The following is an 18,446-nucleotide window of genomic DNA, read 5'->3' on the forward strand; positions in this document are numbered from 1 at the left end:
TTGCCTTGCCGTGGCTCGATGCGATGACACCCGCCCTGGCTTCGTCTAGTGCCGGTCCGCCGATGCGTCTGGCGTGGGTGTACATTCCCAATGGCGTGGTTCAAGATTCCTGGCACCCGACCCGCGAAGGCCGCTCTTGGGAGCTGACGGAGTCGTTACAACCATTGGAAGATGTCCGCGACTCATTGAATCTTTTTACCGGGCTGGATCGCGAATTCCGCGGCGGCACCGGCGTCCATGCTCAAGCCGGTTGCTGCTGGCTGACAAGCTCGCCACCGACCGAAGCGCTCGACGGTGGGTTCCCCACGAACAAGACGCTCGACTGGTTGATTTCCGAGCAAATCAGCGGGGACACTGTTCTGCCGACGCTCGGTTTGAGTTGCAATGATCACGCCAACCAAAAAGAAACGCGATACTTTGAGACCCTTTCGTGGCGGGGGCCCGGATATGCGGTTGGGCCACAAAAAGATCCGAAGGAAGTTTTTGAGTTACTGTTCGGTAAGCCGAGACAATCAACCAAGAGTGTTTTGGACATCGTCCGCGAGGATGCGAGTCGTCTGAGTAAGACGCTCGGCGCGGGAGATCGAGAAAAACTGGGCGAATATCTCGACAGTGTGCGAGGACTCGAAAAGCGGATTCAGCGAGCCGAACAACGTACCGGTTCTGGGATTTCGGACCCCGGTCCGCAGTTTTTCCCGGTCAAAGAGACGAGCAGCAAAGGCATCCCCGACGATCGTGGCCAGTACATTCGGCTGATGGGTGATCTAATTGCTCTCGCATTTCAGCAAGATTTAACCCGTGTCGCGACGTTGCTGATCGATCCCGAACGTTGGGACACTCCCCGTATGTATCACGGTGTTTTCGACCGTCCGGAAAACCACCATGTTCTGACCCACACCAAAGGCGACGAGGCCAAAGAGAAGCTTCGCAAAATCGATCGTTTTCACGTCGAACAATACGCCTACCTGGTGAAACGGCTCGCCGAGATCAAAGAAGCTGACGGCACCTTGCTGGACCATTGCCTCATTTCGCTCGGGTCAGGTATGGGGGACGGCCGAGTGCACGACTACAACAACCTGCCTGTCATCACGGCGGGAAGATTGGGCGGGCGAATCAGCCCCGGGGCACACTACAAGTTCGACGGGAAGGTTCCGCTTGCAAACCTCTGGCTGACGCTCCTGCAAGGCGTTGGTGCCGAAGCGGATACTTTTGCCGATAGCACCGGACGAATTGCCGAGGTGCTCACGTGAGATTTACTCTCCTCTTCCTCATTTTTCTGTCGCCGTCGCTGCGATTGGGGGCTAAGAATCCCCCGCTCGCCCAGCAGAGGCTTGCCGAGCAGCTTGGCGAAAAGGTGCAGCGATTCGAAATGTGGACGGACGACGACGGAAATGTCACCGGGCTGTTCTTCATCAATCACCAAGCCCTCACGAAGTCCGCAGGTGCAAAACCAGGGATCGATGACGACGATCTCTTGAAGCTGACAAGTTTCCCCAAGCTATCTGCGTTGAACCTGGAGTCGCAGCCAGTGACCGACGGAGGATTGGAGGTGTTGCGACGCTTTCCGAACATGAAGCAAATGGGGTTTCACTACATGGGCAAGGCTCGGGCAACGTTCGCTGCCGATCGTGGTACCCCTGCCGTCTCACCGGCCTTCATCACGGTGATCGACGGCATGAAGGAGTTGGAGATCTTAGAGATCAAGCACAACTTCCGAGTGGATGAGATCGCCGTCGACAAACTCACGGGCCCGTTCCCCAAGGCATGGCGATTGGTCATCGACACTCCAATTACCGCCGAGCAAACAATGCACCTGATACGCCTCTGCCCGTGTGTCAGGGATCTGCAGTTGCACCGAACGAGTATCACAGCGGACCAGGTCGCTGAGATCGGGGAGCTGTTGCCCAAACTGGAAGTGTTGTGGTTCAAGCCCCGTGGCGGAAACCTGATGCCCGAGCATCTCGCCGCTTTGTCCAACTTCCAACGGCTGCGTATCTACAGTCCTCAGCATTTCCGCAATGAATTGCCTTTCGAGGGTGGGTGGGATGCACTCACGAAACTGCCGCATCTCGAGCGTCTTGAGATTGAATCACATCCCGCCTCGACAAACCGAACTGCGATAAATCAATTGAAGGCGGCCAACCCGAATCTCGTCGTTGCTCCGACTCTGACTCGATCGAGGAACTACGATGGGCTTTGAGATTCTACGCCGTACGGCGATCGCTTGTGCGATCTTTTTCACGTTTGGTTCAACCGCCTTCTCTGACGACACGCAGCACACCACGTTCTTCAGTGAGTACGTGCAGCCAATTTTTGAGCAGCATTGTTTCGACTGCCACAGTCATGATGCTGGAGAAGCCAACGGCGGGCTCGTGCTCGATTCAAAAGCCGGCTGGTCCGTCGGTGGTGACTCGGGGCCGGCAGTTCTGCCTGGTGAAGCAGCAAAGAGCTTGCTTTTCCAGGTCGTGAACCATGAAGTAGAAGGCTTGAAGATGCCGCCTGACGGGAAGCTTTCCGAAGACGAGTTGCAATTGATCGAAAAGTGGATCTCCGATGGAGCACACGACCCTCGCGACGGAAAGGCGGCGACTCGATTGGCAATCAATATCGAAGCGGGGCGAAAGTGGTGGGCATTTCAACCTGTTAAGAGAAGGGTCGACCAGCCGGCGTCGTCGATCGACTCGTTCATCGAAGCAAGAATGAAAGCTGAAGGATTGGAACCCGCGCTGCTTGCGGAGGCGTCCGTTCTGAGACGACGGCTTCGCTACGATCTGACTGGGTTGCCGCCGGACGCCGACGTCGCTGAAGTCGCAGATTCTGAGCTCACCGAGTCCGATTACGAACTGATTGTTGATCGGCTCCTTGATTCGTCGCAGTTTGGCGAAAAGTGGGGACGGCACTGGCTGGACTTAGCACGCTACGCCGACAGTAACGGATCGTCGTTCAACCCTCCATTCCGCCGTGCATGGAAGTATAGAAACTGGGTGATCGACGCGTTCAACGATGGCATGCCGATCAACCAATTCATTCGCAAGCAGATCGCCGGCGACTTGCTTCCTTATCAAACGCAGCAAGAACGTGACAGCAATCTGACAGCGACGGGATTCCTGATGCTGGGCTCAAAGGTCTTGGGAACGTTTGACAAAGAGCAGTTGCTCATGGACGTCGTAGACGAGCAGATTGACACGATCAGCAAATCACTGCTCGGCCTGACGGTCGCCTGCGCGCGATGTCACGACCATAAATTTGACCCCATTCCGCAGCGTGACTACTACGCACTAGCCGGCTTCTTCACCAGCACGACAACACTGGATGACCGAATGGGGGGACCCAAAGAAGACGAGTCAGACTGGAGTCGACGTGGCCTTGGAAAGGATGGAGATGAAAGGCTCCGACAGTTTTTGCAAGAGAACAACTACGCGTGGGTCAAAGCGACGCAAAAGACTTTTCACGGCCGTCGGAGCCTTGGTCGCTTGGAGGAGCAGTTGGCGAACGCGGACGATGCGATGAAGGTCAACGAGCTTGAAAAGAAGATTGCAGAAGAACGCGAGTCATTGGAGGAATGGACTTCCAAACTTGAAGATTTCAACCGGCAGATGCCCGATTACGTGATGGCCGTCCGCGACGCTGATTCGATAGGTGACGAAGCAATACGGATTCGTGGCGTTGCCGCCAGTCGTGGCAATGTCGTTCCACGCGGGTTTCTGCAAGTCACCTGCAGCGGCGACGCTGCAGCAAAAATCCAATCGGGCGGCAGCGGCCGATTGGAACTCGCCGACTGGATTGCAGCGGATGACAATCCCCTCACCGCTCGCGTATTCGTCAATCGCGTGTGGAAGCACCTGTTTCGCGAAGGCATCGTGCGAAGTGTGGACAACTTCGGCGTGATGGGCGAAGTGCCGACGCACCCAGAGTTGCTCGAACACCTGACGGCAAGGTTCATCGAGAGCGGCTGGAAGCTGAAACCACTGATCCGGGAAATTGTGCTGTCGCGTGCGTATCGACGCTCCGTAGCAATATCCTCGGAAACGGATCCAGAGAATCGACTGCTCTCACACCAAAATCGGCGGCGGCTCGAACCGGAAGAGCTTCGAGACACGTTGTTAAGTCTCAGCGGACAACTCGATCGGTCGCAAGGCACCGGGATGATCGATCATCTGCCGATTGGTGACGTCAGTAATCTCGGGGATGCAATTGCAGTGGAGGACAATCGGCGCACGGTTTACCAGCCCGTGATCCGCACACTCGAACCGACGGTGCTACAGGTATTCGATGCGCCGGTCAACACGATGGCGACGGGGCAACGGGCCCAGACGATCGTCGCACCTCAAGCGTTGTACCTGATGAATAGTCAAGCGGTTCAGGATGCTTGTCACCACATGGCCCAGCGATTCCTCCGGCAGGCGCATGTCGGAACTCAGGATGACGTCCAGATCGGAATGATCGCTGCGGATGCGTTTCATCGTATCGTCGGCCGGCAGCCGAATGCTGAAGAGCGAGAAATCTTGGCCAGGTACTTGGTCAATCAAGCCGACGGCCGAAGGGGCCTTTCTCACCATGACGTGATGAAGCTGTGTCAAACAATCGTTGCCAGCACGCAATTTCAGTTTTTGGATTGATGAGATGAAGCAGCAACACAGGAATGATTATCAGCCCTGCGATCGTCGCTCGATGCTGAAGTCAGCGGCATGCGGATTCGGAGGGCTCGCCGCCGCGGGCTTGGCGAACCAAGTTGCGAACGCTGGGGCAACGCATTTCACCCCCAAAGCAAAACGGGTGATCTTTCTGTTCATGCACGGTGGCGTCAGCCAAATGGATTCGTTTGACCGAAAGCCCACCTTGAACGAACAACACGGCAACCCGCTGCCTTACGCATTGCCTGGGCTGATTCGGCCGGATCGACTAGGGAAAGTCTTTGGGACCGATTGGAAGTGGAAAAGGCACGGCGACTGTGGCCAGTGGGTCACGGAACTTTTTCCGCACACCGCCAAAATTGTTGACAAGCTTTGCTTCATCAAAAGCATGCACACCGAAGGCGAAGCACACGGCCAGGCGGTCTTGCGTTTACATACCGGTGAAGCAGCCTTCGACCGGCCCAGCGTGGGCTCTTGGGTCAGCTATGGCCTTGGCAACGAAAACGAGAATTTGCCAGCCTTTGTCGCTCTCGACTACCCACCGATGCACGGTGGAGTACGGCTTTACGGCAGTTCTTTCTTACCCGCCGAACACCAGGCGATGCAAATCAAGCTGAGAACGACGCCTGACAAAGTTGCGGAAATAAGAAACCTTCACAGCGACTTGCTCTCCGAATCGCGTCAGCGCGAGCAGGTCGACGCAATCGTCGAACTGAGCCGCCAACATGCTGTCCATGACCCGAACATCGAAGGTGTCATTCGATCGTTCGAGCTAGCCTACCGGATGCAATCGATCGCCCCGGAAATCTTGGATCTCGGCCAAGAATCAAAAGCAACGTTGGCAATGTATGGCGTTGGTGACCAGCCGTGTGATGGCTATGCCCGTCAGTGTTTATTGGCTCGCCGAATGGCAGAAGCCGGCGTGCGGTTCATTCAAGTGGCCACCGACTATCACTGGGATCACCACGGCAATATCGAGAAAGACCTTCCACAAAGTGCGGCTAAGACCGATAAGCCCGTCGCGGCGCTGATCAACGATTTAGACCGGCGCGGCCTGTTGGACGACACGCTGGTGGTTTGGGCCGGAGAATTCGGACGCACTCCCGTCTCGCAGATTGATCGTGGTGCTCCCGGGCGCGATCACAATCCCCATGGATTCACGATCTGGATGGCGGGCGGCGGCGTGAGGCCAGGTTACAGCCACGGGGAAACCAATGACTTCGGCTACCTAGCTGTTGAAAAAAAGGTCCACATGCATGACTTGCACGCAACCATCCTGCATCTGCTGGGCCTGGATCACGAGCGACTCACCTACCGCTACGCTGGACGAGACTTCCGACTCACCGACGTCTATGGCAATGTGGTCCATGAGGTGATCGCATGAGATTCTTAAGCCTGATTGCGTTATTGGGCACCTTTGCGTTTACTCAAACGTCCCTGGCGCAATCTCCGACTCATCCAGATATCGAATATGCCAAGATCGGTGATCGATCCTTGCGCCTGGATCTCTATCGGCCTCGCTCGGGTCAGGACAAAACTCCGCTCATCGTTTGGGTGCATGGCGGTGCCTGGAGGTCCGGTTCCAAAAAGAGCGTTCCGGTCAAGCATTGGCTTGAGCATGATTTCACAATCGCCAGTGTCGATTATCGGTTGAGCGGTGAAGCGAAATTCCCTGCCCAGATTCACGACATCAAAGCAGCGATTCGTTTCTTGCGTTCTCGCGCAGACGATTTCGGAATTGATTCAGAACGCGTCGCTGTTGCCGGCTCTTCGGCCGGCGGTCACCTGGCCGCATTGGTAGGCGTGTCGAATGGCGTCACGGACCTTGAAGGTACCGTAGGACAATGCCAGGATTTCCGTTCGGATGTCGGCGCGACCGTTTCATTCTACGGTGCCTCTAATCTGCAGTCGATTCTTTCCCAATCCACCCAACATGGCCTGAGTGTTCGCGTTCCCGCCTTGCAACTGTTGTTGGGGGGACAGCCGGATGACGTTCCGGACCTCGCTCAGTTGGCCAGTCCCGTAATTCATGTGGATCCCTCGGACCCGCCGCTCTGGTTGATCCATGGCGACGCCGATCCACAAATGCCAATCGAGCAATCGGTTGAACTAGAATCCGTCTACAGAAAACACAATCTGTCGGTCGAATTCACCGTAATCGCTGGGGGCAAACACGGCGGTGAGAAATTTTACACGGATCAAAATCTGTCCCGTCTGGCCGTCCAGCTACTGCGAGCCTTTCACTCAGAATAGACCAGACGATCGTGTTCGCTGAAACCGACTGACGTTGTGCCGCCGATTCCTTGGAAACAGCCAGCTGGGAGGATCCTCTGCCCTGATGCCCTCGTGAGATCTGCCGCCCTTCGCTGGGGCTGAAAAGACGCCGGGTTTTCTTGTCCGGTTGTGTGAAGGCTGGTCTGTTCCTGGACGGTTGCTTCTCGATCTGTCCCGTGCTGTCCATCGGGGGACCGCGTGGGATGCAGAACAAGCGTTTTCACAGGGGAACCGATTGGGTCACCCAAAGAGAAAAGCCTGTTTTTGCTTATACAAAAACAGGCTTTCAGCTACCCCGCTAGGACTTGAACCTAGAATGACTGAACCAAAATCAGTAGTGTTGCCAATTACACCACGGGGTAGTGGTCGTTGGACGCGTCAGTTTAGCAATTCACTTGCGACTGATGAATAGGACTCCGGCCGTTCTGGACAGGTTCGTCGCGGAATTTTTTGTCTCGCCGCCCGGCCGTCGACCGCAACCGATCGACGCTTGACGTCGGGCCGCGATTTCGGGGGGGCGATCGGGTCGCTGTGCGAGTGTCATGCCGACCATCCAATGCATCCGGACCCCCACAGGGGCGTCCTGGCCCGCCACAAGCGGACCTGTTGGCAACTGAACCCGCGACGCCGACTTCGCGGTTGGACGTTGACAACCTCTGTCCCGCTCTAGCGGCCGATTGCCTATATTTGTGCGGGTCCCGGCCAACGTCAATCCCCACGCGAAAACCAATCCCTCACCCGCACCGGCCGGCAGGTGCCCAGGTGGGCAGCAACCCAGGTGAGTCGGTGCCCAGGTGAATCGGTGACCGCCGATCTGCCAAGTGCGCCGACCGCGGATGTAAGAACCACCGGCCGTACGAGACGGCTTTTTCGGAGAATCGCGTGAAGGGCGAGAAAGGGAATTCGTTTTCGACATTTGGGGGTGTCTTCACGCCGTGCGTGCTGACCATCCTGGGCGTGATCATGTTCCTGCGATTCGGGTTCGTGGTCGGCAACGCCGGGGTGTGGGCGACCCTGCTGATTGTGCTTGCCAGCAAGACGATCACCACTCTGACAACGCTTTCCCTGTCGGCCATCGCCACCAACACCCGCGTCGAGGGCGGCGGGGCCTACTTTTTGATCAGCCGCAGTTTGGGGCCCGAATTTGGCGGCGCAATCGGCTTGGTGTTTTTTGTCGCCCAGGCACTTTCGGTCGCCATGTACGTGATCGGATTCACCGAAGCTCTGATGGCTTATCTGCCGGCGGACAGTTCGCCGATCCTGGTCGCCTCGTTGACCAACCTGGTCGTTTGCGTTTGCGTATGGATCGGAGCCGGATGGACGCTGAAGGTGCAGTTCCTGATCCTGGCCGCCGTCTTTGTGTCGCTGTTGTCGTTTTACACCGGAGCGATCGAGCACTTCAGCACGGCGACGTTCGCCGCCAACTGGAACCCGCAATTCGAAGGCAACCAGAGTTTCTGGACGGTGTTCGCCCTGTTCTTTCCGGCGGTCACGGGCATCATGGCCGGTGCCAACATGTCCGGCGACTTGCAGGACCCGGCCCGTTCGATTCCCCGCGGCACCCTGGCGGCCATCGCCGTCACGTGCTTTGTTTATGCATCGCAGGCGGTCTTGCTGGGCGGCGCGGCGAACCATCGGCAGTTGGTCGAAAACAACCTGATCATCGCGGACGTGGCGTCCCTGGCCGCATTGATCAGCTTGGGCGTGTTCGCCGCAACCCTGTCGTCGGCCTTGGGCAGCATGATGGGTGCGCCGCGCATCTTGCAGTCGCTGGCACGCGACCGAGTCTTTCTTCGATTGGTACCGTTTGGCGCCAGCAGCGGTCGCGGCGAACCACGACGGGCCATCCTGGCCACCGCGTTGATCGCCCAGGCCGGGATCGTGGCAGCCGATCTGAACACGATCGCCCCGTTGATCACGATGGCGTTCCTACTGACCTACGGTCTGCTAAACCTGGCGACGTTCTACGAATCGATCACCAAGAACCCCAGCTACCGGCCTCAGTTCCGCTACTGCAATTGGATGACGTCCCTGGCCGGTGCGATCGGCTGTGGCATTGTGATGCTGCTGATCGATTGGCGATGGGCGGTGGTGGCCAGCGGCCTGGTCGGCGCGCTGCACTACTATCTGTCCCGCGCCAACCTGGACGCCGACTGGGGCGACCTGAACAGCGGACTGCTGTTCGAGCGGACGCGCCGCAATCTGCTGAAGTTGGAAGACAGCCTGTACCACCCCAAGAACTGGCGTCCGTTCGTGCTGGCGTTTAGCGGCAGCGGATTCTCCCGCCCGCACCTGGTCGTCTTTGGAAGCTGGCTGACGCGCGAAACCGGCGTGCTGAGTCTGGGACAGGTGATCCCCGGCGGTCTGGACAACCAGAGTGAGCGGCTTGCCAACCAGGAAGCAATTCTGCACTCGATGATCCAGGAACGTGGGCTGGACGCTTTTCCCGCCGTGGTCGTCGCCAGCGATTACGTCGCCGGTGTTCACGCCCTGGTCCAGTGCCAGGGGCTGGGCCGTCTGCGTCCCAACGTGGTGCTGATGGGCTGTCCGCTGTCGGCCGAGCGGATGGTGATTTTCGGAAAACTGCTTCGCGACCTGGAAGGCTTGGATCGAAGCGTGGTCGTGTTGCGCCAAGTCGATGATGCGGGGAACGAACAAACCGCTCCCGAAGGCACGATCGATGTCTGGTGGCGCGGCCGAGCCAACGGCGAATTGATGGTCTTGCTCGCTCACCTGATGCTGTCGCATCCCACCTGGCGCGGCCGTCAGCTGCGGTTGTTGCGAGTCGTTCAAAAGGAATCCGGGATCGACGAAGTTAAATCGCACCTGGAACGGTTGCTCAAAGGGGCTCGAATCACCGGAAAGACCAAGGTGGTGGTATCATCCAATGCGGTCGATGCCATTCAATCCACCAGCCGCAACGCCGCATTCGTGTTTTTGGGACTGACAACGCCGGATGAGGGCGAAGAAGAACAGTTCCTGGAACGGTTGGAACAACTGGTCGGTGACTTGCCGCGGGTGGCACTGGTGCACAGCGCCGGCGAAATGACGCTCGAGAGCTGAACCCGCCACCGGCCAGCCGCGAGGGTTCCGGCCAACCGCGAGGTTTCGGCCAGCCGCGAGGTTTCGGGGCGATTGATCGGCCGGGCCCGGTTCTTTCAAGACATCGCGAACAAACAAAGACGCGACCGGAAAACGACCTTCACGGAGACGATGACTTTCGAGAAATGACGATGGCCAGCGTGTTTCAAGAATCGGCGATCCGCAGCGGGCTGGTCACCCAGCGGCAAATGAAGACCGTGATCGATAACGTCCAATCGGACACCGACGACGCGTTGATCGCCGCGACCCTGGTTAAGAGTGGCATCCTGACCGAGTACCAGGCGCAGCAACTGCACGCCGGCCGCACCAAGCTGACGCTGGGTCCGTACCTGATCACCGACTGGATCGGCCAGGGTGGGATGGGCCAGGTCTTCAAGGCGGTTCACAGCGTCATGGGTCGACAGTGCGCCATCAAGGTCTTGCCGCGGGAAAAGGCGACGGAAATTTCGCGTGAGTCTTTCACCCGCGAGATCCGGCTGCAGGCCGGAATGGACTGTCCTTACGTGGTCCGCGCCTTCGACGCCGGCCAGGACGGCAACGTGCACTACCTGGTCACCGAATACGTCCCCGGCACCGACCTGAGAAAACTGATCCGGCGGGGCGGCCCGCTGGGGATGCATCATGCCGCGATGGTGATTTCCCAAGCGGCCCGCGGACTTCAGTACGCCCACGACCTGGGGCTGGTCCATCGAGACGTCAAACCGGGGAACATCCTGGTCACTCCGGATGGACACGCGAAAGTCTCCGACATCGGGCTCGCGGCCTGGACCATGGGATTGGAAGACGATCCGCGGGCGGGAAAGATCGTTGGCACGGCCGACTACCTGTCTCCGGAACAGATCCGCAACCCGCGCTCGGTCGGCCCGGCCAGCGACTTGTATTCGCTCGGGTGCACGCTGTATTACACCGTGACCGGCAAGGTTCCTTTCCCGGGTGGCGATTCACGCAGCAAATGCAAGCGCCATTGCGAACAAACTCCGTGGCACCCCCGCAAGTTTGCACCGGACCTGACCGAAGACTTTGTCGACCTGATTGCCGACATGATGGAAAAAGACCCGGCGCGGCGAATCGGATCCGCGTCGGAAGTCGCCGAACGGCTGGAAGCCTGGTGCACGACCTCGTTCGACGTCGATCGCCCGATCAATCGCCAGGCGTGGACGGCACCGCCGATCGGCGTGGAAAGCGAAGAAACCAGTTGGGCTTCGTTGAATCCCGCCGAGCCGCCGCCGGTGATTCAGCCCCAGCCGATCGGCAGCGGTAGCGGAACCACACCGTCGGATTCGCGTCTGCCACCGCTATTGGACCAACCGGTCGACCCGGCCATGGCCGCGGCCCGCAAAAACCGCTGGGGGTTCGGGTTCGCCTGGGGCATCCTGCTGGGAGGCGTGCTAGGCGGTCTGATCACCGCCGTGGTGATGAAGATGAATTCTTGATGCCCGTGAAGCGGCACGCGGATGCTGGACTTTGCTCGACTCCAGCCGCGAAGCGACGTCGGAATCGCCCACCAATAAAGCAGGACAGTTGACGCACTAGCCGGACAGCGACTCTTTGTGTGCGCCGCGTGTTTTCGCGCCTCCAGCGGCGGCTAACGCCTCGCCGCTCATGGCACTGCAAATCACGGTGTTTTTGATTGAAGGGGCGCTGTCCAGCTAGGCCCTATCTGAAAACTCGCATCCCCCTGGACGCTGCCGTCGTGTTTGCGGCTGAAAGCCACGCTCTGGCGAGCGTAGCTACTCAATTCTGGACAATGCGTGGTGCCTACGACGGCGGGACGCAGAGTTCGATCCAATGGCCGTCCGGGTCTTGGACGAACACTTGATGCGCGCCATCGGGCCGCACGCGACGCGGCAGACGCGTGGCATTTTGGGAATCCAAATGTTCTTCCCACTGATCCAAATCATCAACGATCAGTGCCAGGTGATTGCCGCGGTGCCCGGAATGCACGGCCTGGTCACGGTCGCCGATCAAATGCAATTCCTGATCGACGCCCAATCGGAACCAAGCCCCAGGAAAATCAAAGTCGGGTCGATCCAAGGCAGGCAGGCACAGGACCCGCCGATAGAAATCGACGCTTTGATCGACGTCGGCGACGTGCAGAGCGACATGATTGAGTTGGCGTACTTGCATGATCCTGGCCCCGAGCGATCAGGCCGATCGAGACGCGTACTGTTCGGCGTATTCGATGGTCCAGGCATCGATGATGCTCTCGAACTCGGCAACGTCCACTTCGTCGATGCTGCGGAAGAACGCGCGGTTGAATAATTCGCGATTTTTGACCGTCGCCTTGCCCTTCAAATCCAGCACCCGCAGATCACTGTAGGGGCGAATCACCATCTCGAACCGGCTATAAGCATTGGACCGCCGCCCGCTTTCAATTTGCAGATCGTCGCGATAACACGCGGTTCCCCAACCGACTTCCCCGAACAGCGATTCCTGACGAAACCCGGGAAATGCATCGACGATGCTGTGCACCTTTTTTTCGATGCGGTCGGACAAGGCCAACCGATACGAGGTGTGCATCCGCTTCAACTCTTCTTCGGTCAGCTCCTTTCGCTTCTCCTCTGAAGCGTGCTGCTCCCGTCGCTGATGGCCACGTTGGATCGCCGATTCCAAACGCGACTTGAAATCATCACTCATTCGGAGGCCCCCGAGCTGTTTGCGTCGCCCGTTTTGCTTTCAGCCGACGGTGCCGATTCGGCCGGTGACTCCTTGGCGGCCGGAGTCGCGTCCGATGCTGGGGGATCACCGGCTGCCTGGGACTCTTCCGCCTTGGGCTTGGATTTTTGCTGCGGCTTCCCGTCGCTCTGCTTCTCAGCGGACTTCTTTTCGCTGCCGGAGTAGAACTGCAGCAGATCGCCGAAGGAGCGAAGCGGCTCGTCGCCCTTCTGCATGGCGTCGCTGATCGGTTTGGCTTCGGGCTTGGCGACCACTCGGTAGGATTCCGGTTGACGAGACTTTCGTCCGCCGCGTTGATCGCGAGACCGGCCACCGCGCGGCGGTCCGCCGGACGCCTTGCCTCGGCCGCCACGTCCCGATCCGCCGGAGGAGGCGCCGGCACCTCGGCCACGGCCTCGCCCCGAGTCATCGCTGCGTCCGGCTCCACCGCGACCACGCCCGCCAGCGGGTTTTCCTCCCCGGCGAGAATCGCGTCGCGAATCGCCGCGGTCCTGCCGAGCCTGCTCGGCGGCGGCTTCCTGCTGCGGCGAGAGTGCGCTGAGTCCCACGCGGCGTCGCTTCTCATCGATCCCGGTCACCCACGCCGTCACGACATCACCGACTTGGATGGCTTCGTTCAGATCTTCGACGTACCCGTCACTCAGTCGGCTGACGTGGATCAGACCGCTGCAGTCCGGTGCCAATTCGACGAACACGCCGAAGGCCATCACGCCGACGACCACGCCGACCACCTGGTCGCCGGTCTTCAACGTTTTCAGGGTCGGCATCGTGGTCAACACGCCCGGCGGATCGTCACTGACGGCGGTCTCGCCGAACGGATCGCACAGCCAGCCCACCAGCTGGTGCACGCGGTGTTTTCCGACCTGCCATTCCTTGATGCACTTATCAATCTTGGCCTGTTCCGGACGGGGCCGTTTGACCACCTGCACGGCGGCGGGCGTTTCCTCCGCAGGCGCTTCCGGCGTGCCCGCGGATTGATCGGATGCTTGCTCCGACGTGGCGTCCGCTTCCGGAGCCTCCGTTTCCGCGTCCGATGTTTCCGACGAATCCGATGCCGCTTGCGGCTCGCCTTCTGGCGATTCGTCAGCAGAGCCGGCGGGCTGGACGGGTTCCGTCTGCGGCGATGCATCGGAGTCGGCATCGGATGCGGCCATCGCCGACGCCTCGCTGGTCGCCGCGTCGGCCTGGGAATCCGATGCGGACGAATCGGCATCATCCGGCAACGTGAACTCACCGGCTTTCTCGCCGGCTTTGTCAAAATCTTCGACGGCCGGTTGCGGTTTGGGCGTGGTCGCGTCGACCAACTTCAGTTCCGCCGCTTTCGCTTCTTCCGAAGCTTGCTGGTAGTCGGGTGCCTGATAGCCGGGAGGCGCCGCCGGTGGCAGTTCAATCTCCAACGCCGTCGCCAGCTTTTTGGCCAGCGAATAGTCGTCGGGATGAATCAGCGTCGCATCCAACGGTTCATCACTCTCAAAGATTCGCAAGAATGGCAACGCTTGACGGGTTTCCACGGCGCCGGCCCAGCCTTCGAGTGCCAACAGTTCCTGCCGCGATTTCAGCAGCGTTTGCTCACGGCGTGACACCAAGGCTTGCGCGGTTGCGTCGCTCATCCCGGGCAATTGACGGAGCCAACCCAGCGGAGCGGCGTTCGCATCGACACCTCCGCGAGAGGCACCGCTGGCCATGATGTCGCCCAACGTGATCTCGAGTGCCTCGTCGGACAACTCGCTTTGGAAGGACGCCAGACGTAGACGCAGCGGATCGACCTTGGCGTATGCCTGGGCCGGGTGCAAGATCGAGAAAGCGATCCAGGCGGCGGCACGAAACCGGCGCGGCGTGGAACGCATTTCGGAATTCGCCACGTCACTGCTGGCGTAGGCATCGGCGCCGGTCCGATCGGCGACCGTCCACCGAATTGAACCTTCGGGGGATTGCGCGATCAAATCGCCCAGTGCGATCAGGCAGGCGCGTCGGGCCGGCCCGTTGCTGACGACGACCAAATCAACCCCGTGCTGGTGAATCAGCTCACCCATCTTGGCCACGGTTTGGCCACGCACCGCACCGGACAATTGGCACGGCAAGTCCTCGCCCTCCAGCACGCGTCCGTCGGCCGAAACGATCGCGGTGGCGGCGGTTTTGGGACCGATCGCGTCGATGCTCATCACCACCTTGGCGTCCACCGGCCCGCGATTAACGTGACGTCGCAGGTGATCGGCCGCGATGCCAACCAGCCGCGCGCTGGCACGTTCGTGCAATTCATCCCACCACGCCGCTTCGGCGGCTTCGCGAATGTCGGCCTCGTGCCGCATCACGATGTCGTCCAACAGCGGTTCGATGCTCTTGTTCAGACCGACGACCGAACGTTTGATCTCGGCGACCAGCTTTGCCGCATCGTATTCGAAGGCGCAGACGGCGACCTGGCTGCGGAGGGCGCGCCCGAGCATCACGATCTGGAATGCACTCAGCTTGGTCGCCTGCAGACGTTTGCCCTCCAGCGGCTTGAGCACGCTGACCAGCCAACGACGCCGCCGTTGACGTGGCGAAATCTTCTTCGGCTTCTTGGAACTCGATTTCTTCCCCGCGGCTTCCTTCTCTGCGGGCTTCTTGTCCGCCGGCTTGCTATCCGGATCGGGCTGGAAGCCGGGCAAGTCTTCGCCGGACTTTTGATCGGCGTTGGCTTCCGACGCTGGCTCCGACTGGGCTTCGCTGTCGGATCCGGCCCGCGCGTCGGTTGAAGTCGCGTCGGTTGAAGTCGCCGTGTCCGATGAATCCGACTCGGCGGGAGTAGCTTCAGCGTTGGCCGGTGGATCCGCTGACGCTGCCGTCGGAGCCGCTTCGGGGGGCGTGTCGCTCGATTCCGACACCGCCGCATCGGATGCCGCTGCATCGGACGACTCCGTGTTCGACGACGTCGAACCGTCATCGGCCGGTTGTCGTTCGTTCGGCTCCTGATTAGCCGATTCCTGACGGCCACCGGGATGGCGATCCGAGTCCGAATCTTGCGCCGCAGTTTCCTGACCGGACGCATCCGATGCGGGTTTGGTCGGTTCGCTTTCGGACGCGGAACTGCTCGAAGACTCCGCCGCGGGGCCGCTCGAAGACTCCGCCGCGGGGCCGCTCGAAGACTCCGATTGGGAGTCGGCTTGCTGACCGGGCGCCGCGTCGGCGGTTCCGGGCGCCGCTGAGGACGACGATGAGGATTCGCCGACGGCTTGGGCAGTTTCGCCTGCCGACGGCGGTGATTGGCCCGCCGACTGCTCGGCAGTTGGCTCGGCAGTCGTTGGCTCGGCAGTCGACTGCTCGCCACTCGACTGCTCGGCGGTTGCTCCCGCCGGTTCAGCGGTCGCGTCGGTCTTGGCGGATTTCTTTTTCTTCTTCCCGCCCGACTTCGATTTGGACTTGCCGCCGCTTTGCGCGTCGCCCGCCTCGATGTGGGGGTCGTGCACGTTGGAAACGTGGATCTTGGCATTGCGACTGAGCCAGCGAACAGCGGCGTTGATCACCCGCGGGTCTCCGGCCAAGCGTGCCGGCAGTGCTTCCTGCAGGCCTTCCACCGCGGCATCGGCGTCGGAGATCGACGGCATCGATTCGGCCAGTTCCTTGGGGTCCGCCGGGTCTCCCTTTTCGGGATTCAACAAACGGACCGCCAAGCGGCTGGCATCGTTTTCCACGGACGTCCCGGTTTCACCCCGCAATCGTTTGTGCAACCGCTGCAGAGTCCGCTTGGACCCGCTTTTCTTGATCGCATCGCCGATGGAGGGATCCGCCAGCGGAGTGGACTGCCAGGTTTCGTACAGTTCGTCGCGAAACTCGGCGAGGCTCGTCTCGGCGTCCATCGCCGCTTTCAGACTCCACAACGTCGCCTCATCCAATCCGCCCAATTCGTCGCGGCGGTAGCGGGCCAAGAAAGGCGCCGTGTAACCCTGTTCCAGCAGAGGCATCGCGAGTTTCAAACTGGATGCGTCGCACCGCCCGCGTCGAGCGATGGCTTCTAGATCGACAGCCATGATCAGTCGGTCTCGATGTTGGTCCGGACGCCGGCTTCGCCTCGCTCTTCCGGAGGCATTGGTTCGGCGATCCAGGAATTGTTCGTGTGCCGCGTGGAGCGCCCCGCCAATCCGGGTGGCGGCGTCCGCGGCAGGAAAGTCCCACCCGCGCGATGGTTTCGTCGTTTCACGCTTGTTTGACGCCGAAAATCGCCGCGCGAGAATAGCGCCGCAATGTCAGGCTGTCAACCGAGCCAGGAAAACGGCCGGCCCCCCGTGAAACTGAACGAACCGTCAAAATCCTCCATTTCGGCTTTACTTCCCCAGTCGTCAAAGTCGATACGGTCACAGGGCGCGATTGAATGCGTCCGTCAGAAACTCCATCAATATGCGTTCGACTGAGATTTGGATGAGCGACTTCGATCCTTCTTTGCCCGCGGGCTGGAACGTTTGGTCCGACCCGGCAACCGAAGCGGAGCTTCCTCCGCACGCCGATCAAGGCTCCGACCCGGATCCGCGTTGGATCCGCGAACTGGACTTGATCGCCGGGACGGGGCCACGGCGGACCCGCACGGTGCCGCTGAAGACGATCGTACCGCTCCTGATCGACGCCCAAGAGAGAAACAGCACCTGGCTGGAGGACTTTGCGGAGGACACCGTCGTCATCGACGCGGACCTGCACGAAGTTTTGCTGGCCTACCGAAGCGTCCGCCGCCACGGTGACGGTCAACGCAAAGCCGCGTGACGTCGCCGGCGGGCGATGCACGCTTCGCGCGCCAGCGCGCCGCGACACCGCGCCAGGCCGCCGCGAAAGACACCGTACCAGCCCGCGGCGATCCAGAAACACGGCCTCCCCCGTATCGAAAAGGAAGCGAAACCATGCGTTCGATTGCAGTGATCAATCAGAAAGGCGGCGTCGGCAAGACGACCAGTTCGGTCAACCTGTCCGCGGCGTTGGCCCGTAGCGGCCGCCGCGTGTGCCTGATGGACTTGGATCCCCAAGCGCACGCCTCGCTGCACCTGGGCATCACCGCCGTCGGGGACCAGCCCAGCATGTACGAAGTGCTGTGCGGCGACGCCACCATCGCCGAAGCCCGTCACCACTACAACGACCAGCTTTCGGTGGTGCCGTCCAATCTGGACCTGGCCGCTGCCGAACTGGAGTTGGCCGGTGAAGTCGGACGCGAAATGATCCTGCGCGACAAACTGGCCGACGATCCGGAGTCGTTCGACTACTTGATCCTGGACTGTCCACCCAGTCTGGGTGTGTTGACGATCAACGCGTTGGTTGCCGTCAACGAAGTCTTCTTGCCGCTGCAGCCGCATTTCCTGGCGTTGCACGGATTGAGCAAGCTGTTGCGGACGATCGAAATCGTCTCGCGGCGGCTGAACGAAGGACTGCGTCTGTCGGGCGTCGTGCTTTGCATGTACGACTCCAACACGCGTCTGGCCGCGGAAGTCAGCACCGACATCGACGAATTCTTCCAGGCGGCGCAGGGCGGTCGAGACTTCTTTCAGAAGGCGAAGTTTTTCGACACGCGGATTCGCCGCAACATCCGCCTGGCGGAAGCCCCCAGCTTCGGGCAACCGATTTTCGACTACTCGGCCGACAGCAACGGATCGATCGACTATCAAGCCCTGGCCGAAGAGGTGATCGCCCAGGAAGAATCGGCGGAAATTGCTCCGCGCGTCGCCGCCTGAGCCACACGGCATAGGCGGTGCGAGTAACTTGGATTGCTCCCCTGCCTTTGTTTCGTCATGCCGGAGACGGACC

At 60.2% G+C, this 18,446-nt stretch carries 12 protein-coding genes and 1 tRNA gene; 9 read left to right on the top strand and 4 right to left on the bottom strand.

The features are described 5' to 3' along the window. Positions 1 to 62 precede the first annotated feature (62 nt). From FYK55_RS20315 to FYK55_RS20335, 5 genes are read left to right on the top strand one after another with little or no spacing between them, the layout of a single operon-like run. Complete coding sequence (locus FYK55_RS20315) at positions 63 to 1,250, top strand: DUF1552 domain-containing protein (protein WP_235908848.1); 1,188 nt, start codon at positions 63 to 65, stop codon at positions 1,248 to 1,250. Continuing rightward, on the top strand, positions 1,247 to 2,200 hold the full coding sequence (locus tag FYK55_RS20320; protein ID WP_150078293.1) for a hypothetical protein: 954 nt from the start codon (positions 1,247 to 1,249) through the stop codon (positions 2,198 to 2,200). Before FYK55_RS20315 ends, FYK55_RS20320 begins: the two co-directional genes overlap by 4 nt. Continuing rightward, positions 2,190 to 4,619 carry a PSD1 and planctomycete cytochrome C domain-containing protein gene (locus FYK55_RS20325; RefSeq protein WP_150078294.1) on the top strand — a complete coding sequence of 810 codons (2,430 nt, stop codon included), beginning with the start codon at positions 2,190 to 2,192 and terminating at the stop codon, positions 4,617 to 4,619. Before FYK55_RS20320 ends, FYK55_RS20325 begins: the two co-directional genes overlap by 11 nt. Before the next feature lie 4 nt (positions 4,620 to 4,623). Next, complete coding sequence (locus tag FYK55_RS20330) at positions 4,624 to 6,018, top strand: DUF1501 domain-containing protein (RefSeq protein WP_150078295.1); 1,395 nt, start codon at positions 4,624 to 4,626, stop codon at positions 6,016 to 6,018. Beyond that, complete coding sequence (locus FYK55_RS20335; RefSeq protein WP_150078296.1) at positions 6,015 to 6,887, top strand: alpha/beta hydrolase; 873 nt, start codon at positions 6,015 to 6,017, stop codon at positions 6,885 to 6,887. The genes FYK55_RS20330 and FYK55_RS20335 overlap by 4 nt, the downstream gene beginning before the upstream one ends. 311 nt (positions 6,888 to 7,198) lie before the next feature. On the opposite strand, the gene FYK55_RS20340 is transcribed toward FYK55_RS20335, so the two are convergent. Next, positions 7,199 to 7,270 (bottom strand) — tRNA-Gln (locus tag FYK55_RS20340). Positions 7,271 to 7,790: 520 nt separating this feature from the next. Between FYK55_RS20340 and FYK55_RS20345 the strand changes: the two genes are divergently transcribed. Further along, positions 7,791 to 9,971: an amino acid permease gene (locus FYK55_RS20345; RefSeq protein ID WP_235908844.1), complete on the top strand. Its 2,181-nt coding sequence runs from the start codon at positions 7,791 to 7,793 to the stop codon at positions 9,969 to 9,971. Between the two features lie 164 nt (positions 9,972 to 10,135). Then, positions 10,136 to 11,443 (top strand): serine/threonine protein kinase, encoded by a 1,308-nt coding sequence (locus FYK55_RS20350; RefSeq protein WP_235908845.1) that lies wholly within the window; start codon positions 10,136 to 10,138, stop codon positions 11,441 to 11,443. Positions 11,444 to 11,768: 325 nt separating this feature from the next. Here the strand turns inward: FYK55_RS20350 and FYK55_RS20355 are convergent, their stop codons facing one another. The 3 genes from FYK55_RS20355 to FYK55_RS20365 are packed head-to-tail and all read right to left on the bottom strand — an operon-like array spanning position 11,769 to position 16,693. Beyond that, positions 11,769 to 12,137, bottom strand: coding sequence for a VOC family protein (locus FYK55_RS20355; RefSeq protein WP_150078298.1), 369 nt, complete (start codon positions 12,135 to 12,137; stop codon positions 11,769 to 11,771). Positions 12,138 to 12,155: 18 nt separating this feature from the next. Continuing rightward, positions 12,156 to 12,647 (bottom strand): hypothetical protein, encoded by a 492-nt coding sequence (locus FYK55_RS20360; protein WP_150078299.1) that lies wholly within the window; start codon positions 12,645 to 12,647, stop codon positions 12,156 to 12,158. Beyond that, positions 12,644 to 16,693 carry a S1 RNA-binding domain-containing protein gene (locus tag FYK55_RS20365; RefSeq protein WP_150078300.1) on the bottom strand — a complete coding sequence of 1,350 codons (4,050 nt, stop codon included), beginning with the start codon at positions 16,691 to 16,693 and terminating at the stop codon, positions 12,644 to 12,646. The genes FYK55_RS20360 and FYK55_RS20365 overlap by 4 nt, the downstream gene beginning before the upstream one ends. Positions 16,694 to 17,081: 388 nt before the next feature. On the opposite strand from FYK55_RS20365, the gene FYK55_RS20370 reads away from it, so the two are divergent. After that, positions 17,082 to 17,417, top strand: a complete 336-nt coding sequence (locus tag FYK55_RS20370; protein ID WP_235908846.1) for a hypothetical protein — start codon at positions 17,082 to 17,084, stop codon at positions 17,415 to 17,417. 134 nt (positions 17,418 to 17,551) lie between these two features. After that, a complete protein-coding gene (locus FYK55_RS20375; protein WP_150078301.1) occupies positions 17,552 to 18,373 on the top strand; it encodes a ParA family protein in 822 nt (273 codons plus the stop codon). Positions 18,374 to 18,446 lie beyond the last annotated feature (73 nt).

The sequence above is a fragment of the Roseiconus nitratireducens genome (genome assembly GCF_008629675.1).
Lineage (GTDB): Bacteria > Planctomycetota > Planctomycetia > Pirellulales > Pirellulaceae > Stieleria > Stieleria nitratireducens.